Here is a 20,909-nt window from a genome sequence, read left to right as displayed (position 1 = left end):
GTCTTAACCCAAGCATGCCTAGTCTCAGCGTGCCATGACCAGCGTCTATCTCACCATCGATACCGAGTATTCGGCTGCGCTGCCGCACCGGCCATGCCGGGTCGACCGGGCGGAGAACTTCGCACGCTCGATCGCCTGCATCACGCCCGATGGGCCTGCCGGGATTACCCACAAGCTGCAGTTGCTTGAGCAATACGGCCAGCGCGCGGTGTTTTTCGTCGATCCGATGCCCGCGCTGATCTGGGGTGTCGGCGCAATCGAGGACGTGGTCGCACCAATCCTCGCCGCGGGTCAGGAGGTGCAGTTGCATTGCCACACCGAATGGCTCGGGCTGGCCCCGGCAGGCGGACCATTGGGGGGACTGGCCGGCCGCAATATCAAGGACTTCGCGTTCGAGGAGCAATGCCGCATTCTCGAATGGGCGCGCGACACGCTGGTCGCGGCGGGTGCGCCGGTCCCGACTGCCTTTCGTGCGGGCAATTATGGTGCGAACCGCGATACCCTGCGCGCGCTGAACGAGATCGGACTGCATTACGACAGCAGCCACACGCCCGGCATCTCCGATGGCGAAAGCGCGCTCGACCTGCGCGCAACCGACACCCAGCCGCTGCTGTACGAAGGGATCGTCGAAGTGCCGGTGTCCTGCGTCGGCGACATCGGCGGCGGGCTGCGGCATGCGCAGATCACCGCGCTTTCGCTGAAGGAGATGGAGGCAGCCCTGCTCCATGCCCGCGACGGGCGGATGACCTGCTTCACCATCGTCTCGCACAGTTTCGAGCTGGTCAACCGCCGCAGCCTCGCGGTGAACAAGGTCGTGCGCAATCGCTTCGAGGGGTTGTGCCGCTTCCTTGCAGAGACCGACGGCCTGTGGACCGCGGACTTTACCGGATCGCCCCCGGTCAGGGTCTTCCGGCGATCGGAGATGCCCCGCCCGGTCCCTGCCAGCGCGTGGACGGTGGGCCTGCGCTATGCCGAACAGGCGGTTTCGAACACGCTCTACGGCGCGCAGTAATGGCCGCCGAACCGGTCCAGATCGCCTTCACGCTGGGCGCGCGGCGGCTGTTCTCGGCCAGGCGTATGCTCACTCCGCTGGCCTTTTCCCTCGAAGACGCGCTGGCGGGTCGTACGCGCGCCGGGGTGAGCCCGACAGCGGACGGGGTGCGCGTCCTGTCCGCGCCGGTTACGATGGCAGACACTATCGCGGCACGCTTTCCCGGTCATGTCGTCGGCGCACGCGAGGATTTCCGCCGCCACTACATCGCGATGGACGGCAGTTTCGACGATTACCTCGCCCGCTTTTCGGGCAAGACTCGCAGCACGCTGCGGCGCAAAACACGTAAGTTCGCGCAGGCCGATGGCGGCATGCTCGATGTGCGCAGCTATTCCACGCCGAAGGAGGTCTCGCGCTTCCTCGATCTGGCTCTGCCGCTGTCGGAGAAGACCTATCAGGCCCGGCTTCTCGATGCCGGGCTGCCCGATAGCGAGCAGGAGCGGGCCACAATGCTGGCCGATGCCGCGGCGGACCGGATGCGCTGTTTCCTGCTGTTCCTGCATGGCGAGCCGGTCGCGTACCTGTCGCTCCCGGTGCGCGGGGATACGCTGGTCTATGCCCATCTCGGCTACGACCCCGCGCATGCGGCCCTGTCCGCCGGGACGGTGCTTCAAATGGAGGCGCTGCGGATGCTGTTCGAGGAAGAGCGCTTCCGGTTCTTCGATTTCACCGAGGGGGAAGGCGCGCACAAGGCGCTGTTTGGGACGCACGCCATTGCCTGCTGTTCCTTCGTGCTGCTGCGACCGACCCTCGCCAACCGGATGCTGCTCGGGGCGCGCGCCGGATTCGATGCGGGCGTCGCCTGGGGGAAGGCGCTGGTGCAGGGCAATCGCTCGCTGGCTTCAGCGCGCAGGCTGCTCAAGGCATAGCAAAAGGCCGGAGCGTTTCCGCCCCGGCCTCCTGAAATTTCCAGAGAAGTGAAAGGCTTACGCGCCTTCGACTTCGCTCAGGTCGATCTTCAGGCCCGGGCCCATCGAGGAGGTCAGGGTGACCTTCTTGACGTACTTGCCCTTCGCGCCCGAGGGCTTCGCCTTGACGATCGCATCGGTGAAGGCCTTGAAGTTGGTCTTCAGCTCTTCGTCCTTGAACGACAGCTTGCCGAGGCCCGAGTGGATGATGCCCATCTTCTCGACGCGGAATTCGACCTGGCCGCCCTTGGCGTCCTTCACGGCCTGTTCCACGTTCGGGGTCACGGTGCCCAGCTTCGGGTTCGGCATCAGACCCTTGGGGCCCAGCACCTTACCGAGGCGACCGACGACACCCATCATGTCGGGCGTCGCGATCACGCGGTCGTAATCGAGGTTGCCGGCCTGCATGTCTTCCATGAGGTCTTCCGCGCCGACCTTGTCGGCACCGGCGGCCAGAGCCTTGTCGGCATTGTCGCCCTTGGCGAACACGGCGACGCGAACGGTCTTGCCGGTGCCCGAGGGGAGCGAGACCATGCCGCGGACCATCTGGTCGGCGTGGCGCGGATCGACGCCGAGGTTCATCGCGACTTCGACGGTCTCGTCGAACTTCGCCTTGTGCTCGCGCAGCGTCGAAAGCGCTTCATCGAAGGTGTACAGCTTTTCGGCGTCCAGCTTCTCGGTCAGCGTCTTCTGCTTCTTGCTCAAAGTAGCCATCGGTTAGCCCTCCACCACTTCGATGCCCATCGAACGGGCGGAACCGGCGATGATCTTGACCGCCTGGTCGATGTCGTTCGCGTTGAGATCCTTCATCTTGGTCTCCGCGATCTCGGCCAGCTGGCTGACCTTGATCGAGCCGATGATGTTCTTGCCCGGCTCCTTGGAGCCCGACTTGATCTTCATCGCCTTCTTGATGAGGAAGCTGGCGGGCGGCGACTTGGTAACGAAGGTGAAGCTGCGATCCGCATAGACCGTGATCTTGGTCGGGATCGGAGCGCCCTTTTCAAGGTCCTGCGTCGCGGCGTTGAACGCCTTGCAGAATTCCATGATGTTCACGCCGCGCTGACCCAGCGCAGGGCCGATCGGCGGCGAGGGGTTGGCGGTGCCGGCGGGCACCTGAAGGTTGATGTAACCTTCGATCTTCTTGGCCATGAGAGGCCTCCTTTTCTCACTGTCGCGTGGGCGATTTCGCGCCACGCTCATGGTAAGCGGTGAGCGGCGATCCAGGGATCGCCTCCCGCATGGGGTTTTCCAAAGCTGTGCTCGGGAAGCGGCGCAGATAGCGATTTTGCCGCGAAATGCAAGCGATTCGCCGCCCGGCAAGCCATTGCGCCGAGCCGGTCACGGCCCGGTTCAGGCAAAGGTTTCTCCCTAGGCGACAGGGTGACACGCGTCACCCATGTGTCACCCTGGACCAAGCCTGGTGGCAGCCGCCCCAAGTCCCTGACAATCAAACCTTTTCCAGCACCACCTCTCACCCCGGGGTGACACATCGCCACCTTTGCGGCCTCTTTTCCGAACGGCGATCGCTCCCGAAGGAGCGCCGCGCGGATCATCGCAGAGCGGATCGCAGTAGGAAACCCCGCCGGAGCCTGCGTGCGGTTGCGAAACCGCAGCCGATCCTACACGTATAGGACTAGATGAAGCAGCGCTCCCTCGCCCGAAACCGCCTTCGCCGCCTCAGCTGGCTGCGGTTCGTGCTTCAGCTTGCCACCGTCGCCGGGGTTTACCTTGGTGTCTCGGTCGCAGTGCCCTTCGGCTTTCTGCTGGCGAGCGGCGGGGACGCGCAGAATTTCGTGATGACCAATCCCATGCTGCTGTCCAGCGCAGTGCTCAGCATGGCCGCCGCGCTAATCGTGGCGCGCGCCTGGCTGGCATCCGACGGTTGCCTGCGTCATGCGTGGAGCATCCGCCCGCCGGTCAATCCGCGGCGCACGCTGGGGCTGGCGGCGCTGGGCCTGGGAGGCATCGTCGCGCTGTTCGGACTGGGCGGGATGGCGATCGATGCGCTGGACCTGCCCAAGGTCGATATTTCGATGATCACCGATCTGGCAACCGCCGGACCGGTCAGCTTTGCGCTGTGGATCGTGCTGGTCGCGTGGTTTGCCGCAGGCTTCGGCGAAGAACTGCTCTATCGCGGGTTCCTGATGGACCGGCTGATGCGGCTGCGCGGAATGCGCGGCGCGAAGTGGCCCGCCGCGATCATCCAGGCCACCATCTTCGGGCTGGCGCATCTCTATCAGGGGCTTGGCGGAGTGCTGGTGACCGCGACGGTCGGGCTGTTCCTCGCCTGGCTGCGGATTGCCAATCGCGGCAATCTGTGGGCCTGCATCCTCGCCCACGCGGCAGTCGATACGCTGATGCTCAGCCTTGCCTATAGCGAGAGCCTGGGCTGGCTGAGCTAGCCGGGCAGCTTCAGGAACGACGGAGTTCGGGGCCCGGCAGTTCGGGACGCCCCAGCTCGTGGCGCGGGATCTGCATCCCCTTGGTCCGGCTGGTCAGATGGAACTGGCGGCACAGCTCGCAGCGATAGGCACGCAGCGTGAAGGGTGCGGCCTGCGCCACCCGTTCGGCAGCCTCACGGCTGGCAAAGCGTTTCTTGCGATTGCAGATTCCGGGCCGCGTTTTCATGCAACGCGCCCGGCAGCGGCTTACTTGACCAGTTCGACCTGTTCGAAGTCGAGTTCGACCGGGGTCGCACGGCCGAAGATCGAGACCGAGACCTTGACCTTCGACTTGTCGAAATCGAGTTCCTCGACCACGCCGTTGAAGCTGGCGAAGGGCCCGTCGAGCACCTTGACCTGATCGCCGATCTCGTAATCGATCGAAACCTGCTGCCTGGGTGCGGCCTTGGCCTCTTCCACCCCGCCGAAATAGCGCGCGGCCTCTTTCTCGGAAATCGCCTGCGGCTTGTTGCCCGCGCCGAGGAAGCCGGTGACCTTGGGCGTGTTCTTGACCAGGTGATAGATATCGTCGGTCATGTTCAGCTTGGCCAGCACGTAGCCGGGCATGAACTTGCGTTCGACCTGCACCTTCTTGCCGCGCTTGAGCTCGGTCACCGTTTCGGTCGGCACTTCGACCTCTTCGACCCCTTCGGAAAGGCCAAGGCGCTCAGCCTCGGAGATGATCGCGTCGCGAACCTTGTTCTCGAAACCGGAATAGGCGTGAATGATGTACCAGCGTGCCATTGATTGTCTGCGGGCCTCAGGCGAGCGTGAGAAGGAAGCGGACGACCGCGCCGAAGAGCGTGTCGATACCGAGGAAGAAGACCGAGAGGATCAGCACCAGAATGCTGACGAAGATCGCGGTCTGGATCGTTTCCTGACGGGTGGGCCAGACGACCTTGCTCGTTTCCGCACGCACCTGGCGCGCGAATTCGCCGATCGAGGTTTTCCGCTTGCTGCCTTCGGCCATCGTCGCCGCTCTCACCTGTCTAGAATCAGAACCTGTTCGCGTCTCTCTTTCGGGAAGCCGGGATCGCCTTCCCAATCTCGTGATCGGGCGGGCGGGTCTTGAGCTTCGATGTCGAGAGACCCGGTCGCATCTAGGCCCGCTTGCGCGCAAACGCAAGCACCGGGGAAAATGCGTTGCGCTGCCCGGCACGCGGTTATAGCCTCGCGCGCTTCAAGGGACGCTTCAGGGGGAAATTCGAATATGGCTGCGGATCCGCAGATGACACTGGACGAGCGACTGCTCGGCCCGGTCACCAATGTCGCAGACTTTATCTGGGGCGGAACCTGGGACGGGGCAGAGGTTCTTCCCTTCCCGCCACTCGCGATCGTGCTCCTGGGCGCTGGCCTGTGGTTCATGATCGGCCTCAGGTTCTATCCGATCACCAATCTCGGATCGGCGGTGAAGAACCTGTTCGCTGGCCGCAAGAAAGGCGGCGCGGGCGAGATTTCTCCGTTCGCCGCGCTCTCCACCGCGCTATCCGGCCAGGTCGGCACGGGCAACCTTGCCGGTGTCGCCACCGCGATCGCGCTGGGCGGGCCGGGCGCGATCTTCTGGATGTGGGTGACCGCGCTGTTCGGCATGGCGCTCGCCTTTGCCGAGGGCGCACTGGCGATCCGCTATCGCGAGACCACCAGCGAGGGCACCTATCGCGGCGGCCCGATGAGCTACATCATGATGGGTCTGGGCCCGAAGTGGACCTGGCTCGCGGTGTTCTTCTGCATCGGCACGCTGATCAGCGGGCTGGTGACCGGCAACGCGATCCAGGCCAACGCGGTGGCCGACGGCCTCAATGAACTGTTCGGCATCCAGGAATGGCTCGGCGGGCTGATCGTCGCCATCCTCGTGTTCATCGTCATCATCGGCGGGATCAAGTCGATCGGCCGTGTTGCCGAGAGCATCGTGCCCGTGATGGCGCTGGCCTATATCGTGATGGCGATCATCGCGATTGCGTTGAACATTCAGGACATCCCCGAAACCTTCGGCCGTATCTTCGGCGGCGCGTTCAACGTGCAGTCGGCCAGCGGCGGTTTCGTCGGCGCGGCGGTGATCCTCGCGATCCGCGCCGGCGTGGCGCGCGGCCTGTTCTCGAACGAGGCGGGCCAGGGTTCGACCCCGATCGCGCACGCCGTGGCGCAGACCGACGATCCTGAGTTCCAGGGCCGCATGGCGATGCTGGGCACCTTCATCGACACGATCGTGATCTGCACCATGACCGCGCTGGTGATCCTGACCGTGGAAGGCAACTTCACCCACGCAGGTCAGCCGGTGCTGCATGCGTGGCAGGCGGACCTCGATGGCTTCGCGGTGACCAGCGGCGCGTTTGCCGCCGCCTTCCCCTTTGCGATCGGCAGCATCCCGCTGGGCACGCTGGTGGCCAGCCTCGCGCTGCTGCTGTTCGTGTTCACCACCCTGCTCACCTGGAGCTATTACGGGGAACGCGCGATCACCTTCCTCTACGACCGGATTCCGGGATCGACGCTGGGCGGGGAGAAGATCCTCCACCGGATCTGGCGCGTGCTGTGGTGCGTGGGCATCTTCATCGGTGCGACCCGCGAATCCGACCTGATCTGGCGAATGGGCGATATCGCCAACGCGGTGATGGTGCTGCCCAACCTGCTCGGCCTGCTGCTGCTTTCGGGCGTGGTCTTCGCACTTGCCCGCGGCAACCGGACGGCGGGCAAGGACTTCCACGCGGACACGCCGGAAGAGCCCGAGGAATACTAGCAGGCAATCTCACCCACAAGGAAAAGGGCCGGAGCGCACCCAAGCGCCCCGGCCCTTTTCATTTGGGTTTTCGCGGTTGTCAGACCGCGCCGAAAAGCCGTTCCCAGAAGGTCGGCTGGTGCATCGGCTGGATCTTGCCGTACTTCATCATCCGCATCGTTGCGTCGGTGTGCGGCTGAGGGGTGGTCCAGCTGTCCGGACGGCTGCTACGAAAAGGCATGCTCGACATTGGTCAACTCCTGATTGGGGCACCGAAGTGCATCATGCCGCGAAAAATGCACGCCTCGTGAGTCCCGTTCCCGAGAATCCTGTGGGAACAAAAGGGAGTCATCGCGAACCGCGCGCAAGGCGAGCGATTCCGCGGGGTTCCCGGGCGGCGGCGATTTTCCGAATGTGTGGCAATCGGGGCGCAATGCCCGATGAGGCTACCAGGTGACTACCAAGTCCCGGTGTTTTCCATCGACGCCCACGGCTCTTGCGGGGGCAGCGATTCGCCCTTCTGGAGCAGCTCGATCGAAATCCCGTCGGGCGACCGGATGAAGGCCATGTGCCCGTCGCGCGGGGGGCGGTTGATCGTCACCCCGGCGGAGCGCAACCGCTCGCAGGTCGCGTAGATATCGTCCACCCGGTAGGCGAGATGGCCGAAATTGCGGCCTCCGCTGTATTCTTCCGGGTCCCAGTTATAGGTCAGCTCGACCGTCGGCGCCTTGTGCTCACGCGCGCGTTCCTCGTCGCCGGGAGCGGCCAGGAACACCAGCGTGAAACGTCCCGCCTCAACTTCCGTACGCGCAACCTCGACGAGGCCGAGCTTGCCACAGAAGAAATCGAGCGATTCGTCGAGGTCGCTCACCCGGATCATCGTGTGGAGGTATTCCATCGTCGCGATTCCCCGGTTGGCTGACGGTAGAGAAGGGAATGGCAGGGGCGAAGGGACTCGAACCCATGACCCTCGGTTTTGGAGACCGATGCTCTACCAACTGAGCTACACCCCTGCAGGCGGATGCGCGCTCTAGGGCGCAGGCGGCGGATTGGCAAGCACCTTGCGCGTCCAGTGTATTATCTCGCGCATCTTATGGCATGCGATGGCCTGTGCTAGAATAACAGGTGACCATGCTGCCGATCGTCCCCCCTCCGGTCCTGCTCTCCGCCTACGCCCAGGGCCTGTTCCCGATGGCGGAAAGCCGCCGCGATCAGGATATCTTCTGGGTCGAACCGCGCGAGCGGGCGATCATTCCGATCGGCGGCTTTCACTGTTCGCGCTCGCTCGCCCGCACGATCCGGCGCGATGTCTTCACCGTCACGGTCGATTCGGATTTCGCCGGCACGATCGTCGAATGCGCAGCCCCGCGCGCTGATGCGGAGGACACCTGGATCAGCGGACGGATCGCGGCGAGTTACCAGCGGCTGCACGAGGTCGGCCATGCGCACTCGATCGAGTGCCATCAGAATGGCGAGCTGGTCGGCGGGGTTTACGGAGTCGCGTTCGACCGGGTGTTCTGCGGAGAAAGCATGTTCAGCCGCCGCACCAACGCGTCCAAGGTCGCGCTCGGCTGGCTGCTGGCGCTGCTGGAGCGCGCCGGATGCGAGCTGTTCGACTGCCAGTTCATGACCGGCCATCTCGCCTCGCTCGGCGCGATTCCGATCCCGCAGTCCGAATATCTGGAACGGCTTCACGCCGCACGCGGGCCGCAACGGCTGAGCTTGCCGGAGGCGCTCGCCGAAGTGCAGGCAGAGGCGGCTCAGTCTTCCTCTTCGCCCGGGAAGCTCATCGCGCAGCTCTTGACCCAGACATCATAGATCGGGTGTTCGACCACGTTGAGGCTGGGCGAATTGCGGAACAGCCAGCCCGAGAACACCTTGTTCCAGCTCCGCTCCGTCTCCGCGCCGCGCCGCTCGCGCACGAAGACCTGCACGAAGGCGCCTTCGTCCTGCGGCAGCTCCCACGGGGCGGTCTTCTCACAGGCGCGCAGGCGAATCACCACATCGCCCACCCGAGTCGCCTCGCCCGGCTTCATCTCGAAGTCGCGGCTGACATTGTTGCGCTTGTTGAGCAGGCCGATCGTCGCCACCCGCTCGGCCATCGGGGTGCCGATATCCTCGCCATCAGGCCGGCTGGTCGCGGTGCCGCCCTTGGCCAGCTCTTCGGGAACCTCGGTCTCGATCGGGGTGGGATCGGGCGTTTCGGAGTTGCACGCCGCCAGGGTCAACACGGACAGCGGCAGTGTAGCCAGCAGCAGGGAAACAGGCCTGCGCATGGTCATTACTCGCCCGGAGTCCACGCCTCGTAATCGCCGGTCGCACGCGCGCGCCGACCGCCGCGTTCCAGCGCGCCGCTGGGCAGGTAGGCCTGCGCCGATCCGGTGGCGTTGGGCGAATAATCCGCTTCCCAGATGCGCGGCGGGGGCAGATGGCTCTCGGGCACATCCTCGCCCGCACCGTGGAGCCAACCGTGCCATTCGGAAGGCACGCGGCTGGCATCATTGGCGCCGTCGTAGATCACCCAGCGCCGCTCGGTACCGGTGTAGGAGCCTGCGGTGGGCGTATGCTTGCGCTTCGCCTTGGCGCGATAATACTTGTTGCCGAACGCGTCGGTGCCGACGTGCTCGCCATTGCGCGAGGTAAACAGCGCGGTGCCGATGGTCGCGCCATCCCACCAGGTGAAGATCTTGCCGAGGATGTTCATTGCGGTTGGCGGACTAGCGCAAGCCCGGTGCCGGGCCAAGCCGCTTTCACACGTGGTCTGAAGTCGGGCCGACTACTCGCCCCTACCACTCGACCGCGTCGCCCGGCCCGATCCCCAGCTCCGCCGCGCGTCCGCCGGGAATCTCGAGCACGGCGGAGGTCGGCCCCAGCGCGCTGACGCTGTTGAGCGAATAGGGCGTGGTCTCGGCGGCGATATTGATGATCTTGCGGTCCTGCCCGATGAAAATGATGTCGAGCGGGAGCGGGGTGTTCTTCATCCAGAAGCTGGCGACATCGCCCTGGCGCGGGAAAATCATCGCCTCGTCTGGCCCCAGCTGCGTGCGGAACATCAGCCCGCGCGCCTGCTCCTCCTGCGTGGCTGCGACTTCGGCGGCGAAGCGATGCTCGCCCTTGTCGGTCGAGATGGTGACCGGAACGATTTCCAGCCCCGACTCGGGATGGACTGTCTGCTCCGCCGCCGCGCTCGCGCCGGTCGCCTGCGAATCGGTGGCGGTCTGCGGCGAACACGCTGCCATCAGCAGCATCGCCGCCCCGCTCAGTATCCAGCGTCCGATGCCCATTCCTCTGCCTCTTGCTCGCTCGCGGCGTCGATCAGCGCCCGCGCAGTGTCGAAATCATGGCCCGCGCGCAACAGCGCGGCAAGCTGCTTCTCGCGGCGCTTGGGATCGCCGGAGCGTTCCCCGAACGGGCCCAGCCGCCGTCTGCGAGCGAAGGCCAGCGCGGCCGCACGGCCCTCCGCCTCGCTCGGCTCCACGCCTTCCAGCGACTCGGTATCTACGCCGGCATGGTGCAGCGCCTGGCTGACCCGCCGCGCGCCATAGCCGCGCCGCAGCAGGTCGCGCGTGCGCACTTCTGCAAAAACCTCGTCGTTGACGTAACCGAGCTCGACCAGCCGCTCGACCAGTTCGTCAAGATCGGGTTCATCATCCCCCGCCCATCCCCGCTGGCGCAACTTGCGTTGCAGATAATGCTTGAGTCGGGCCGCAGTGGTCGCGTAGCGGCCTGCATAGCCAAGCGCGAGATCGCGCAGCGATGTGCCGTCCAGAGGCGGCACAGGCTTTCGCTGGCGTCGCGAAGTCTGGTGGGGTTCGCCCATGGGACATAATGATGCCACACTCCTTGAGGATTGGAACCGCCCTCATGAAGGGATTGATGAAAGTTAATGCTGGCACGACCGCCCCAGACCACGCGCATTCGCGCCAGATCTCTTCACGGTTCGGATAACGGGTGACGATAACCCCTATGCTCAAAGAAACACTGGCTCCCACGCCCAATGATTGCGCTCTGCCGCGCCGTCGTGCCGATTTCGCCACCTTCAGCGAGGCGATCGATTACGCGGCGCGCAGCGAGAAGGGCCTCAATTTCCACGACATGCGCGGCACGCTGGAGCGGGCCTATACCTACCGCGAAATGCGGACCGACGCGCTGGAGATGGCGCAACGGCTGGTCGCATCGGGGATCGAGCCGAGGGATCGCGTCGCGCTGATCGCGGAAACCTCGCCCGAATTCGCCGCGCTGTTCTGCGCCTGCATCTATGCCGGGGCCTGGCCCGTGCCGCTGCCGCTGCCGACCGGCTTCGGCGGCAAGGACGGCTATATCGACCAGCTGGTGGTCCAGCTGCAAAGTTCTGACCCCAAGATCCTGATCTACCCGCCCGAAATCGACGAGATGGCGAAGGCCGCGGCGGACCGGCAGGGCTGCGAGGGGATCGACTGGGACAGCTTCGCAACCCGCGACAAAGCGGATGCCGAGCTGCCGCAGGTCAACCCGGAAGACATCTGCTATCTGCAATATTCCTCCGGCTCGACCCGCTTCCCCACCGGGGTCGCGGTGACGCACAAGGCGCTGCTGCACAATCTCTACGGCCATGCGAGCGCGATGGACCTTGGCACCAATGACCGCGTGGTCAGCTGGCTGCCGTGGTATCACGACATGGGGCTGGTCGGCTGTTTCCTCAGCGTGATCGCCAACCAGGTCTCGATCGACTATCTCAAGACCGAGCATTTTGCGCGCCGTCCGCTCGCCTGGCTCGACCTGATCAGTCGCAACCAGGGCAACACGCTCTCCTACTCGCCGACCTTCGGCTACGACATCTGCGCGCGGCGCATTTCCAGCCAGAGCAGCGTGGCCGACCGGTTCGACCTGTCGCGCTGGCGCACCGCGGGCAACGGCGCGGACATGATCCGACCCGACGTGATGCAGAACTTCGTCAACGCCTTTGCCGAAGCGGGCTTCAAGGCGTCCGCCTTCACGCCCAGCTACGGCCTTGCAGAGGCGACGCTGGCGGTCACCGTGATGCCGCCGGGCGAAGGCATCCGGGTCGAGCTGGTCGAGGAAGAGCGCCTGTCTGGCGCGCGCCGCAATCTCAACCGGCCCGCGCGCTATCGCGCGATCGTCAACTGCGGCAAGCCGCTGCCCGACATGGAGGTCGAAATCCGTGGCGAGGGCGACGAGGTCAAGTCCGACCACCAGATCGGCAAGGTCTGGTGCCGCGGCCCCAGCATCATGCATTCCTACTTCCGCAACCAGGAAGCGACCGAGGAATGCCTGATTCCGAGCGATGACGGCAAGGGATCATGGCTCGATACCGGCGACATGGGGTACATGGCCGACGGCTATCTGTTCATCGTCGGCCGGGCGAAGGACATGATCATCATCAACGGCAAGAACCACTGGCCGCAGGATATCGAGTGGGCGGTGGAACAGCTCCCCGGCTTCAACCACGGCGACATCGCGGCCTTCTCTGTCGAGCGTGAGGATGGCGAGGAAGCGCCCGCCGTGCTGGTCCATTGCCGCGTCTCCGACCCCGAGGAACGCCGCGTGCTGCGCGAGCGGATTCGCGAGAAGGTGCAGTCGGTCACCGGGATGCAGTGCCTGGTCGAACTGGTGCCGCCCCGCACCCTGCCGCGCACCTCGTCGGGCAAGCTCAGCCGCGCGAAGGCGAAGCGGCTGTATCTCTCCGGCGAAATCCAGCCCTACAGCCTGGCGGCCTGACCCCTAACCCGGCGAATCATTCCGGAAGCAGCCATTCGGGCTGCACGCCGTCGGTTTCGTCGCCGCCCACCTCGTCGACCGGCTCTATCCCGGCCTCGGCCAACGCCTCCCGAACGCGCGCAACCTGCGTTTGCGGGCCACGCAGGCGCAGCGGGATGCCGATCCTGCGCTGTGCCCAGATCGTGAGGGCGATCGCGCGGCGACCTGCGGCATCGGGCTCTGCGTCTTCGCTGAAGGTGATCTCCGGCAGGCCGCGCAATGGCGGCACGATGCGGATGTCCCACTCGGGCTCCGTCGCCGCGACCCTGCGTTCCAGTTCGCGATAGGCGGCCAGCGTCGCCCCTTCGAGCGGCTGCGCGGTCACCAGCGCGCGGCGGCGTTGGAGATCGATGGTGATGTCGTCCACCGGCACGCCGGCGAGGATCGAGAGCCGCTGCGCAATGGTATCGGCCTGCTGCCTCGCATCCTGCTGGCGCTCGCTCGCCTCGCGCAGCTGGAGCCGCTGCGCCTCGACCGCGTCGGCGCTTTCGACCTGCATGATCTGCACGCTCACCGGACGCCCCAACGCCTCTTCCAGCTCCGCCCGCGCGCGGTCCTCCACCTGTGCGGTGCGGAACAGCGTGTCGGTGTAGACCTGCGCGGTGACCTCGATCGAATCGTCGAGGAAGCGCACCGTCGGGTCGACGCTCTGCGCCTTGCCCTCGAACGCATCGAAAAGACCGTCGCGGATCGTGCGCTCCGCCTGCGCTTCCCAGCCGATCTGGTACAGCGAGAGGCCAAGCGGCACGGCCAGCGCCACGAAGGCGGCGAAGATCAGGAACGCCTGAAAGCGGCTCTGTTTTTCTGTCAGCCGGGTGCTGAAGCCATAGCCGCGGGCCATCGCGGTGGCGGTCAGCGCGATCGCGGTCAGGTTGGTGACGAACAGCAGCAGCGCGCCGAAGAAGACAGTCGAATTGAGCGTCGCCAGACCGTAGCCGACCGCAGCCAGCGGCGGCATCAACGCGGTCGCGATCGCCACGCCGACGATCGTCCCCTCGCGCCCCCGGATCACCGCATAGGCACCCGCGATCGCGGAGAAGATCGCGACCATCAGGTCGAACAGGTTGGGCTGGGTGCGCGAGGCGATCTCCTCCGTCACCACCTGGATCGGGGAGAACATCACGATCAGCGCGCAAAACAGGATCGCGATCACCGTGCCCAGCACCAGCGAGCGCACAGCCCGGCCCAGCCACCTGAAATCCCCCACCGCAAGCGCGAAGCCGACCCCCATGATCGGATCCATCAGCGGCGCGATCAGCATCGCCCCGATGACCACCGCAGGCGAGGACAGCAGCATGCCGAGGATCGCGATCCCCGCCGACATGCAGACCATCAGGACATAGCGCCCGGTCAGCTCGCACTCCGCGCGCCGGGTCTCGATCACCGCCTGCTGGTCGACCGTGCCCGCGACCTCGATCGTCCACCAGCGATTGAAGGCCTTGGCCACGTAGTCGATCCCGATACGACGTTTGCCGGTCGAATTATCCGCGACAGACTGGTCCGTCGTCTGCGAAGGAGAACTGGTGGGCGATTGCATATGTGCGCCATATCGCGGAAAACGCGCCCGGCCAAAGCTTGAAACGCGTGTCTTGCGCGACTAATACAGTCATTGAAGCAGAAGGATTTTTGACCTCTCATGGCGACCCAGAGCGACACCGCAACCGCGACCGAGCTGAACCTCACCCCGCCCGAGCCGATCCCCACCGTGGATGTGGAGAAGGCGGTCGGGCTGGTGCCGGTCGACGAAGGCAAGAAGACCGAGCTGGATTCCAAGGTCGACAGCTTCGTCGCCGATCTGATCGCGCATGACACCCGCTCGCCAGAGTTCAGCAAGCGGGTCGACGAGATTTCCAACATGGGCCGCAAGGAAATCGCCGCCGCCTCCAGCATGTCGAACCGCTTCCTCGACCGGCCGGTTCGCGCGATGGACCGCGACCAGGGTGTGGGCGCGAACCTCGCCGAATTGCGCGTCACGGTGGAAGAGCTCGATCCCGCGCGCCGGGGCAAGAGCGGCATTCTGTCCAAACTGCCCTGGGGCAACAGCCTGAAGGGCTATTTCCGCAGCTACCAGAGCGCGCAGAGCCAAATCCAGGCGATCCTCGACAAGCTGCATTCGGGCCGCACCGAATTGCAGAAGGACAATGCCGCAATCGATGTCGAGCGCCAGCACCTGTGGGAAGCGATGGGCAAGCTCGAACAGATGATCCATATCTCCAAGACGCTCGACGAACGGCTGGAGGACAAGGCCAACGAACTCGACGCGACCGACCCGGAAAAGGCCAAGGCGATCCGGGAAACCGCGCTGTTCTACGTCCGCCAGCGCACGCAGGACCTGCTGACGCAGATGGCGGTTTCGGTGCAGGGGTATCTCGCGCTTGATCTGGTCAAGAAGAACAATGTCGAGCTGGTGAAGGGCGTCGACCGTGCCAGCACCACCACCGTCAGCGCGCTGCGCACGGCGGTGACCGTCGCCGAGGCGATGACCAACCAGCGCCTCGTTCTGAAGCAGATCACCGCGCTCAACGACACCACGGCGGGAATCATCGATTCGACCGGTAAGCTGCTGCGCGAACAGACCGGCAAGATCCACGAACAGGCCGCCGCCAGCACGATCCCGATGCAGACGCTGCAGAACGCCTTCCAGAACATCTACGCGACGATGGACGAGGTCGACACCTTCAAGCTGAAGGCGCTCGACACGATGAAGCAGACCGTCACCACGCTTTCGAGCGAGGTCGAGAAGTCCAAGGAATATATCGCCCGCGCCGAAAGCCAGGCGCAGGCCCAGGCGCAGCTCGACGCATCCGAAGACGCGCTGCTCAAGCTGGAGGGCTAGGTGAACGACCTGACCCGCGACAGCGAGCGACTGCTCAGCGACAGCCGCCAGTTGCTGATCGACAACCGGGTCGGCGGGCGCCACCGCCGGGTCACCGCGATCGGGCGCGAATCGGCGCAGGTGCGCAACCGGCATCGGCTCAAGAAGCTGCGCAATATCGTTATCGCTGCGGCGGCAATCCTCGCCTTTGCGACCATCGCCGGGATCGTGATCGACGGGATCGGCTTTGTCGGCATCGTGCTGACGTTCTTCGCGCTGATCGCGGCGGCGGGCATCTTCTCGGTCTTTCCGCGCATCTCGATCCCGCAGGCGGGCGACCTCAACAAGGGCACACCGCGCCAGATGGTCGCCCGGACGGAGCTGTGGCTGGAATCGCAGCGCGCCGCCCTGCCCGCGCCCGCCGTGGCGCTGGTCGACGATCTGGGCGTGAAGCTCGACCTGCTGGGCCAGCAGCTGGAAACCGCCCCCGCCAGCCATGATTCGATCCGCGACATTCGCGAACTGGTGGGCGAAACGCTGCCCGAAATGGTCCAGTCCTACACCCGCGTGCCCGCCGCTATGCGCAAGGAGGAACACGCCGGGGCGACCGCCGACGAGCGGCTGGTCGAAGGCCTCGCCAGGATCAGCGGCGAGATCGACTCGATCAACCGCAAGATCGCGAACGGCGCGCTCGACGATCTGGCGGTCCAGCACCGCTATCTCGGCTATCGCTATGGCGACGGGCCGGCGGCAGCTGAAGGCTCCAGCGAAGAGGCGCCCCGCTGATGCGCGTCCCGATCAAACACGACCTGCCCAAGGAAGAGGTCCGCCGCCGCCTGCGCGAGCGCATGCCCGAGCTGCCGCAGCACATGCCCGGCGGCGCGGCTGAGATGACCAGCGAATGGCCGAGCGAGGATTGCATGAAGATGTCGGTCGCCGCGATGGGCCAGACCGTGCGCGTCGCGATCGAGATCGAGGAAAAGCAGGTGGTGGTGGCGCTCGACCTGCCGCCGATGCTGTCCTTCTTCAAACCCCTGATCGCCGCGGCAGTGACCGAAAAAGGGACCAAACTGCTCTCCGGCCCGAAATCCTGACTTGATAATGGTTAGCCTGGGAACTTACCTCTTCCTTTGCGGATAGAACAACTTATCGCGCCTTGTGGCTGGTGGCACAGGCTCAGTTTTGGACGGGAAGAGGAACGCGCGAATGACTGCCAGGTGCGGCACAGCACCCGCGTTGCGCGCTCGGCTGCGCGCAGCGACACAAGACGATCACCAGGTACTGGACGATGCACTCGGTCGGCTCGATCTCGCCGATCGGCACGATTACGCCTGCTTTCTGCGGGTGCAATCGCGCGCGCGAATCGGCGTGGAAAGCTGGCTGGCGCGCTGTTGCCCGCCGGAATGGCTGCCACCTGCGCAGACAGGCCTGATCGAGGCCGATCTTGCCGCGCTCGGCTGTGCCGGGAGCGACACGCCCGATGAGGACGTGCCCGCATTCGCCCACGCCGACGAGGGCCCGGTCGCGTGGCTCGGCGCGGCATGGGTGCTGGCAGGCTCCTCGCTCGGCAACCGGATGATGGAGCGCGAACTGACCGGCCGCGCCCCCGAAGGCTGGCCGATGCAGTTCCTGCGCGACGAAACGATGCCCGCTTTTTTCAAGGCGCTGCGTCCGCTGCTCGCCTCCGACGAAATCAACCCGGGCGCGGAGCGGACCGCGCGCGCCGTGTTCGCCCATTTCTCCCGCGAAGCCGATCGCCAGCTTGTGGCGATCGCTGCATGAGTGCGGTCGAAACCCAGGTCGATCTGACCAGCTGCGACCGCGAACCGATCCACCAGCTTGGCCATGTCCAGTCATTCGGCGCAATGCTGGTCGTCTCGTCGGACCATTACATCGCCCACCATTCGGCGAATGCTGCCGAATTCCTCGGTCTGGAAGCGATTGCGCGGGGGGATTCGCTGGATTCGATCCTGCCGGCGCAGACGCTGGAGACCATTCAGGACGCGGCGAAGTGGCTGGCCGAGCCGGACGATACCGAGCGGCTCTTCTCGATCGCCTCGCTTGGGTCCACACGCGAACGCTTCGATTGTTCGATCCACCGCACCGCCGGACTACTGGTGCTCGAATTCGAGCGGCACGATCCGGCAGGTTTCGGCAATCACGTCGCCTCGATCCGGCCGATGATGAACCGACTGGAAGGAATTGAAGGGGTCGAGGATCTGTGCCAGGCCGCCGCAAAGCGGCTCAAGGCGCTGCTCGAGTTCGACCGGGTCATGGTCTATCGCTTCCACGCCGACGGTTCGGGTGAGGTCATTGCCGAAGCGCGCGAGAGTGCAGTCGATAGCTATTCCGGCCTGCGCTATCCCAAGAGCGACATTCCCCAGCAGGCGCGCGATCTTTACCTGCGCAACCGTCTGCGGATCATTGCCGATGTGAAGGATACGCCGGTCCCGGTGGTCCCCGCGCAGCGGCTCGATGGCGATCCGATCGACCTCAGCCTCTCGACCCTGCGCTCGGTCTCGCCGGTTCATATCGAGTATCTGCGCAATATGGGCGTGCGCGCCTCGCTCTCGATCTCGATCATCGTGCGCGGGCGGCTGTGGGGCCTGTTTGCATGCCACCACTATCAGCCCCGCGCGCTGCCCTTTTCCAAGCGGACCGCGGCGGAGGTGTTCTCGCAGCTGTTCTCGCTGACGCTCGACCGGGCGGTGCATGATAGCGGTGCGGCCCGGCGCGCGCTGGGGCAGAACCTGCACGAGCGGCTGATGACCCGGCTCGCGGCCGGGGCCGACCTGCGCGAAACGCTCGAACAGATCGGCCGCTCGATCGGCGATTCGATCCCGCACGACGGGGCGAGCATCTTTATCGACGGCGATTACCGGGCGAGCGGCCATGCTCCCTCCGAAGACGAATTCCGCCAGATCCTGCCCGCCTTGAACAGCGGGCCGGCCGGGCGCATCCTTGCGCGAACCGATCTCACAAGCGCGATTCCCGAAGCGCAGGCTTTTGCCGGGCGCGCGACGGGCGCGTTGATCATTCCCGTTTCGCGCCAGGCGCGCGACTATTTCATCCTCTGGCGGCGGGAACTCAAACAGGTGGTGACTTGGGCGGGCAATCCCGAAAAACCGGTCGAACGCACGGCGGAGGGCGAACGCCTCGTCCCGCGCAAGAGCTTCGCCGCGTGGCAGGAAACGGTCGAAGGGCGCAGCGCCGACTGGACCCAGGCGGAGCTGGATCTCGCCGAAACGCTGCGCATCACCCTGCTGGAGGTGATCCTGCGGCTGACCGACGCCGCCGCGCAGGAACGCAAGCGCGCGGGCGAGCAGCAGGATCTGCTGATCGCCGAGCTCAACCACCGGGTCCGCAACATCCTCAATCTCATCCGCGGGCTGGTCAATCAGTCGCGCCACGAGACGGGCGATGCGGCCACGCTGACCACGCTGATCGGCGGACGGATCGGCGCGCTGGCGGCAGCACACGACAACCTCACCCGCGACAACTGGGGCCCGACCTCGCTCAAGAAGCTGATCGCGGACGAAGCCGACGCCTATCTCGGTGCCAAGACCACCCGACTGGAAGTCGAAGGGCGCGACGTGCTGATCGTGCCGCAGGCCTACACCGTGCTGGCGCTGGTGCTGCACGAGATGATTACCAACTCGGCCAAGTACGGCAGTCTGTCGGACCAGTCGGGCGATCTGCTGATCTCGCTGGAGCGCAACGAGGCGGGCGACCTGCTGCTTGGCTGGCAGGAACGCGGCGGGCCGCCGGTGCGCGCGCCCGAGCGGCGCGGTTTCGGCACGACGATCATAGAGAAGTCGATCCCGCATGAATTGCAGGGCGAGGCCGAGGTCGATTTCGCGCTGGGCGGCCTCAGGGCCCGCTTCACTGTGCCTACACGCTTCCTCGAAGAAACAGACAAGGATCATGTGGTGAGCGACCTGAAAGACCACGCGGATGCAAGTGCGGGCGCAGAAGCTGCGACCGATCTGCCGCAGCGGGTGCTGCTGATCGAGGACAACATGATCATCGCGCTCGATACCGAAGAGATGCTGCGCGAGCTCGGCGTGCCCGAGGTGCTCGTGTCGGGCAGCGTGACCCAGGCGCTCCGCGCGATCGAGAAGGAGGCGCCCGATTTCGCGGTGCTCGACTTCAACCTCGGCGAAGAATCGAGCGAGCCGGTGGCGCGCGAACTTGCCCGCAGGGGTGTGCCCTTCGTTCTTGCAACCGGATACAGCGCCAAGGAAGTGCGGTTCGAGGAGCTGGGCGCCACGGCGATTCTGAAGAAGCCCTACGACAAGTCCGATCTGGCGAAGGCGCTGGCCAAGGGCGCGTAACAGCGCCGGTCAGTTCCCCCGGCGCTCGAAATAGCTCTGCTGATAGAGGAAGCGCGAGGGGACGGGATTGCCCGCAGCATCTCGCGCAGGTTCGAAGCGGATCTGCGTCGCCGACAGCTCGCAAACCTTGGCGTCGGTTTCGGGGAAGCCGCTGCTGCGCGTTACGCGGCAACCGGTCACCCGCCCCTGTGCGGAAACCTCCAGCGCGACGATCGTACGCGTGCCCACCCGCGCGGCACGCCCGCCCGGTGGAATGCCGAAGGCGGAGACGTCGCTGATCCAGCGCGTCAGGACCGGCTCGGTTACCGCACCACCACCACCACCACCCTGCCCGGTGCCGCCCGCGCCGGTTCCGCTGCCCTCGCCGGACGCACCGGTGCCCTCACCCGCGTCTGCCGCGCCGGAGCGGTTGGCGTCGCCGGTAGAGGCGGCGCGCGGGGCCGGGTTGCGGCTGGGGAGCGGGATCGGCGGCTGCGGGGCAGCAACCTCGCGCGGTTTTGCACGCTCGCCCGGATCGCCTTGCGCACCGGCGGCATCCTCTGGCGGGCCCGCCGCCTGTGCCGCGGCGGCAGTCTGGGTGGGTGTCGGGCTAGGCGAGGGGCGCGGTTGGGTGAGGTCGAACGCGGCAAAGCCGGCCTCCTGATCCAGCGGGATCAGGTCGGGCGCGAACGCGCGGATCAGCCCGTAGAAGATGGCGGCATGCAGCAGCACAATGCCGCCCAGCACCGGCAGGCTGGGTCTCGCCCTGTCGTCCGAAAATCCCCGTGCGGTGTCCATGTCCTGCGAAACTCCGCGCGCGCGGCACGGGTTCCACGGGGACATGGTCTCCCGAAAACGAAAAACGGCGGCCTCCCGCTGTGGGAGGCCGCCACCTTTCAAATCGAACGTTG

Annotated in this window: 24 protein-coding genes and 1 tRNA gene; 11 read left to right on the top strand and 14 right to left on the bottom strand. The window is 65.5% G+C overall.

All coding sequences use genetic code 11. From position 1 onward, the window contains the following. Positions 1-34: 34 nt before the first annotated feature. Both KYN89_RS08965 and KYN89_RS08960 read left to right on the top strand, forming a co-directional pair. Entirely contained in the window at positions 35-1,012 is a 978-nt protein-coding gene (locus tag KYN89_RS08965; RefSeq protein WP_222824727.1) for a polysaccharide deacetylase family protein, read from the top strand. Then, a complete protein-coding gene (locus tag KYN89_RS08960; RefSeq protein WP_222824726.1) occupies positions 1,012-1,920 on the top strand; it encodes a GNAT family N-acetyltransferase in 909 nt (302 codons plus the stop codon). The genes KYN89_RS08965 and KYN89_RS08960 overlap by 1 nt, the downstream gene beginning before the upstream one ends. 57 nt (positions 1,921-1,977) lie before the next feature. Here the strand turns inward: KYN89_RS08960 and rplA are convergent, their stop codons facing one another. Together rplA and rplK are read right to left on the bottom strand one after the other, a co-directional pair. Next, positions 1,978-2,673 (bottom strand): 50S ribosomal protein L1, encoded by a 696-nt coding sequence (gene rplA / locus KYN89_RS08955; protein ID WP_197635397.1) that lies wholly within the window; start codon positions 2,671-2,673, stop codon positions 1,978-1,980. Between the two features lie 3 nt (positions 2,674-2,676). Next, positions 2,677-3,108 (bottom strand): 50S ribosomal protein L11, encoded by a 432-nt coding sequence (gene rplK / locus KYN89_RS08950; RefSeq protein WP_222824725.1) that lies wholly within the window; start codon positions 3,106-3,108, stop codon positions 2,677-2,679. Between the two features lie 488 nt (positions 3,109-3,596). On the opposite strand from rplK, the gene KYN89_RS08945 reads away from it, so the two are divergent. Then, positions 3,597-4,361, top strand: a complete 765-nt coding sequence (locus KYN89_RS08945) for a CPBP family intramembrane glutamic endopeptidase (RefSeq protein WP_222824724.1) — start codon at positions 3,597-3,599, stop codon at positions 4,359-4,361. A gap of 10 nt (positions 4,362-4,371) precedes the next feature. Here the strand turns inward: KYN89_RS08945 and KYN89_RS08940 are convergent, their stop codons facing one another. The 3 genes from KYN89_RS08940 to secE are packed head-to-tail and all read right to left on the bottom strand — an operon-like array spanning position 4,372 to position 5,370. Beyond that, on the bottom strand, positions 4,372-4,587 hold the full coding sequence (locus tag KYN89_RS08940; protein WP_197635395.1) for a hypothetical protein: 216 nt from the start codon (positions 4,585-4,587) through the stop codon (positions 4,372-4,374). A 20-nt stretch (positions 4,588-4,607) separates the two neighbouring features. After that, complete coding sequence (nusG, locus tag KYN89_RS08935) at positions 4,608-5,144, bottom strand: transcription termination/antitermination protein NusG (RefSeq protein ID WP_197635394.1); 537 nt, start codon at positions 5,142-5,144, stop codon at positions 4,608-4,610. 16 nt (positions 5,145-5,160) lie between these two features. After that, on the bottom strand, positions 5,161-5,370 hold the full coding sequence (gene secE / locus KYN89_RS08930; protein WP_197635393.1) for a preprotein translocase subunit SecE: 210 nt from the start codon (positions 5,368-5,370) through the stop codon (positions 5,161-5,163). 240 nt (positions 5,371-5,610) lie between these two features. On the opposite strand from secE, the gene KYN89_RS08925 reads away from it, so the two are divergent. After that, positions 5,611-7,134 (top strand): alanine/glycine:cation symporter family protein, encoded by a 1,524-nt coding sequence (locus KYN89_RS08925; RefSeq protein ID WP_222824723.1) that lies wholly within the window; start codon positions 5,611-5,613, stop codon positions 7,132-7,134. 79 nt (positions 7,135-7,213) lie between these two features. On the opposite strand, the gene KYN89_RS08920 is transcribed toward KYN89_RS08925, so the two are convergent. The 3 genes from KYN89_RS08920 to KYN89_RS08910 form a co-directional block, all read right to left on the bottom strand. Beyond that, positions 7,214-7,363 (bottom strand): hypothetical protein, encoded by a 150-nt coding sequence (locus KYN89_RS08920; protein WP_222824722.1) that lies wholly within the window; start codon positions 7,361-7,363, stop codon positions 7,214-7,216. Positions 7,364-7,570: 207 nt separating this feature from the next. Further along, positions 7,571-8,011: a VOC family protein gene (locus KYN89_RS08915; protein WP_010234070.1), complete on the bottom strand. Its 441-nt coding sequence runs from the start codon at positions 8,009-8,011 to the stop codon at positions 7,571-7,573. Positions 8,012-8,050: 39 nt separating this feature from the next. Then, positions 8,051-8,126, bottom strand: a tRNA-Trp gene (locus KYN89_RS08910). A gap of 118 nt (positions 8,127-8,244) precedes the next feature. On the opposite strand from KYN89_RS08910, the gene aat reads away from it, so the two are divergent. After that, positions 8,245-8,931 (top strand): leucyl/phenylalanyl-tRNA--protein transferase, encoded by a 687-nt coding sequence (gene aat / locus KYN89_RS08905; protein ID WP_222824721.1) that lies wholly within the window; start codon positions 8,245-8,247, stop codon positions 8,929-8,931. On the opposite strand, the gene KYN89_RS08900 is transcribed toward aat, so the two are convergent. The 4 genes from KYN89_RS08900 to KYN89_RS08885 all read right to left on the bottom strand — a co-directional run bounded on the left by KYN89_RS08900 (position 8,874) and on the right by KYN89_RS08885 (position 10,882). Beyond that, positions 8,874-9,395, bottom strand: a complete 522-nt coding sequence (locus tag KYN89_RS08900; RefSeq protein ID WP_222824720.1) for a DUF2155 domain-containing protein — start codon at positions 9,393-9,395, stop codon at positions 8,874-8,876. The genes aat and KYN89_RS08900 overlap by 58 nt on opposite strands. After that, entirely contained in the window at positions 9,395-9,817 is a 423-nt protein-coding gene (locus KYN89_RS08895; RefSeq protein ID WP_197635388.1) for an NADH:ubiquinone oxidoreductase subunit NDUFA12, read from the bottom strand. The genes KYN89_RS08900 and KYN89_RS08895 overlap by 1 nt, the downstream gene beginning before the upstream one ends. An 82-nt stretch (positions 9,818-9,899) precedes the next feature. Further along, the gene (locus KYN89_RS08890) at positions 9,900-10,397 is read right to left on the bottom strand and encodes a DUF192 domain-containing protein (RefSeq protein ID WP_248285086.1); all 498 of its coding nucleotides are present in this window, start codon (positions 10,395-10,397) and stop codon (positions 9,900-9,902) included. Continuing rightward, positions 10,373-10,882 carry a regulatory protein RecX gene (locus KYN89_RS08885; protein WP_222824919.1) on the bottom strand — a complete coding sequence of 170 codons (510 nt, stop codon included), beginning with the start codon at positions 10,880-10,882 and terminating at the stop codon, positions 10,373-10,375. The genes KYN89_RS08890 and KYN89_RS08885 overlap by 25 nt, the downstream gene beginning before the upstream one ends. A 197-nt stretch (positions 10,883-11,079) precedes the next feature. Here KYN89_RS08885 and KYN89_RS08880 point away from each other — a divergent pair, with 197 nt between their 5' ends. After that, positions 11,080-12,831, top strand: coding sequence for a fatty acyl-AMP ligase (locus tag KYN89_RS08880; RefSeq protein ID WP_222824719.1), 1,752 nt, complete (start codon positions 11,080-11,082; stop codon positions 12,829-12,831). A 16-nt stretch (positions 12,832-12,847) separates the two neighbouring features. Here the strand turns inward: KYN89_RS08880 and KYN89_RS08875 are convergent, their stop codons facing one another. Next, positions 12,848-14,407: a TIGR00341 family protein gene (locus KYN89_RS08875; protein WP_222824718.1), complete on the bottom strand. Its 1,560-nt coding sequence runs from the start codon at positions 14,405-14,407 to the stop codon at positions 12,848-12,850. Between the two features lie 99 nt (positions 14,408-14,506). Between KYN89_RS08875 and KYN89_RS08870 the strand changes: the two genes are divergently transcribed. The 5 genes from KYN89_RS08870 to KYN89_RS08850 all read left to right on the top strand — a co-directional run bounded on the left by KYN89_RS08870 (position 14,507) and on the right by KYN89_RS08850 (position 20,019). After that, complete coding sequence (locus tag KYN89_RS08870; protein WP_222824717.1) at positions 14,507-15,706, top strand: toxic anion resistance protein; 1,200 nt, start codon at positions 14,507-14,509, stop codon at positions 15,704-15,706. Further along, entirely contained in the window at positions 15,707-16,471 is a 765-nt protein-coding gene (locus tag KYN89_RS08865) for a hypothetical protein (protein WP_222824716.1), read from the top strand. It begins immediately after the preceding gene. Next, positions 16,471-16,779 (top strand): polyhydroxyalkanoic acid system family protein, encoded by a 309-nt coding sequence (locus KYN89_RS08860; RefSeq protein WP_010234043.1) that lies wholly within the window; start codon positions 16,471-16,473, stop codon positions 16,777-16,779. The genes KYN89_RS08865 and KYN89_RS08860 overlap by 1 nt, the downstream gene beginning before the upstream one ends. A 112-nt stretch (positions 16,780-16,891) precedes the next feature. Continuing rightward, positions 16,892-17,467, top strand: a complete 576-nt coding sequence (locus KYN89_RS08855; protein ID WP_222824715.1) for a biliverdin-producing heme oxygenase — start codon at positions 16,892-16,894, stop codon at positions 17,465-17,467. Then, positions 17,464-20,019 carry an HWE histidine kinase domain-containing protein gene (locus KYN89_RS08850; RefSeq protein WP_222824714.1) on the top strand — a complete coding sequence of 852 codons (2,556 nt, stop codon included), beginning with the start codon at positions 17,464-17,466 and terminating at the stop codon, positions 20,017-20,019. The genes KYN89_RS08855 and KYN89_RS08850 overlap by 4 nt, the downstream gene beginning before the upstream one ends. Before the next feature lie 9 nt (positions 20,020-20,028). Here KYN89_RS08850 and KYN89_RS08845 read toward each other — a convergent pair whose 3' ends face one another. Beyond that, entirely contained in the window at positions 20,029-20,796 is a 768-nt protein-coding gene (locus tag KYN89_RS08845) for an energy transducer TonB (protein ID WP_222824713.1), read from the bottom strand. Positions 20,797-20,909 lie beyond the last annotated feature (113 nt).

The sequence above is a fragment of the Alteriqipengyuania abyssalis genome (genome assembly GCF_019857185.1).
Taxonomy (GTDB): domain Bacteria; phylum Pseudomonadota; class Alphaproteobacteria; order Sphingomonadales; family Sphingomonadaceae; genus Alteriqipengyuania; species Alteriqipengyuania abyssalis.
The sequence above is the reverse complement of the archived record's forward strand: the minus strand, read 5'-3'. Positions and strand labels throughout refer to the sequence as shown.

What these genes read in the sequence shown, in the direction of transcription:
- KYN89_RS08965 (WP_222824727.1), top strand. Translation starts at nt 35, where the DNA reads ATGACCAGCGTCTATCTCACCATCGATACCGAGTATTCGGCTGCGCTG.
- KYN89_RS08960 (WP_222824726.1), top strand. Translation starts at nt 1,012, where the DNA reads ATGGCCGCCGAACCGGTCCAGATCGCCTTCACGCTGGGCGCGCGGCGG.
- rplA (WP_197635397.1), bottom strand. Translation starts at nt 2,673, where the DNA reads ATGGCTACTTTGAGCAAGAAGCAGAAGACGCTGACCGAGAAGCTGGAC.
- rplK (WP_222824725.1), bottom strand. Translation starts at nt 3,108, where the DNA reads ATGGCCAAGAAGATCGAAGGTTACATCAACCTTCAGGTGCCCGCCGGC.
- KYN89_RS08945 (WP_222824724.1), top strand. Translation starts at nt 3,597, where the DNA reads ATGAAGCAGCGCTCCCTCGCCCGAAACCGCCTTCGCCGCCTCAGCTGG.
- KYN89_RS08940 (WP_197635395.1), bottom strand. Translation starts at nt 4,587, where the DNA reads ATGAAAACGCGGCCCGGAATCTGCAATCGCAAGAAACGCTTTGCCAGC.
- nusG (WP_197635394.1), bottom strand. Translation starts at nt 5,144, where the DNA reads ATGGCACGCTGGTACATCATTCACGCCTATTCCGGTTTCGAGAACAAG.
- secE (WP_197635393.1), bottom strand. Translation starts at nt 5,370, where the DNA reads ATGGCCGAAGGCAGCAAGCGGAAAACCTCGATCGGCGAATTCGCGCGC.
- KYN89_RS08925 (WP_222824723.1), top strand. Translation starts at nt 5,611, where the DNA reads ATGGCTGCGGATCCGCAGATGACACTGGACGAGCGACTGCTCGGCCCG.
- KYN89_RS08920 (WP_222824722.1), bottom strand. Translation starts at nt 7,363, where the DNA reads ATGTCGAGCATGCCTTTTCGTAGCAGCCGTCCGGACAGCTGGACCACC.
- KYN89_RS08915 (WP_010234070.1), bottom strand. Translation starts at nt 8,011, where the DNA reads ATGGAATACCTCCACACGATGATCCGGGTGAGCGACCTCGACGAATCG.
- aat (WP_222824721.1), top strand. Translation starts at nt 8,245, where the DNA reads ATGCTGCCGATCGTCCCCCCTCCGGTCCTGCTCTCCGCCTACGCCCAG.
- KYN89_RS08900 (WP_222824720.1), bottom strand. Translation starts at nt 9,395, where the DNA reads ATGACCATGCGCAGGCCTGTTTCCCTGCTGCTGGCTACACTGCCGCTG.
- KYN89_RS08895 (WP_197635388.1), bottom strand. Translation starts at nt 9,817, where the DNA reads ATGAACATCCTCGGCAAGATCTTCACCTGGTGGGATGGCGCGACCATC.
- KYN89_RS08890 (WP_248285086.1), bottom strand. Translation starts at nt 10,397, where the DNA reads ATGGGCATCGGACGCTGGATACTGAGCGGGGCGGCGATGCTGCTGATG.
- KYN89_RS08880 (WP_222824719.1), top strand. Translation starts at nt 11,080, where the DNA reads ATGCTCAAAGAAACACTGGCTCCCACGCCCAATGATTGCGCTCTGCCG.
- KYN89_RS08875 (WP_222824718.1), bottom strand. Translation starts at nt 14,407, where the DNA reads ATGCAATCGCCCACCAGTTCTCCTTCGCAGACGACGGACCAGTCTGTC.
- KYN89_RS08870 (WP_222824717.1), top strand. Translation starts at nt 14,507, where the DNA reads ATGGCGACCCAGAGCGACACCGCAACCGCGACCGAGCTGAACCTCACC.
- KYN89_RS08860 (WP_010234043.1), top strand. Translation starts at nt 16,471, where the DNA reads ATGCGCGTCCCGATCAAACACGACCTGCCCAAGGAAGAGGTCCGCCGC.
- KYN89_RS08855 (WP_222824715.1), top strand. Translation starts at nt 16,892, where the DNA reads ATGACTGCCAGGTGCGGCACAGCACCCGCGTTGCGCGCTCGGCTGCGC.
- KYN89_RS08850 (WP_222824714.1), top strand. Translation starts at nt 17,464, where the DNA reads ATGAGTGCGGTCGAAACCCAGGTCGATCTGACCAGCTGCGACCGCGAA.
- KYN89_RS08845 (WP_222824713.1), bottom strand. Translation starts at nt 20,796, where the DNA reads ATGGACACCGCACGGGGATTTTCGGACGACAGGGCGAGACCCAGCCTG.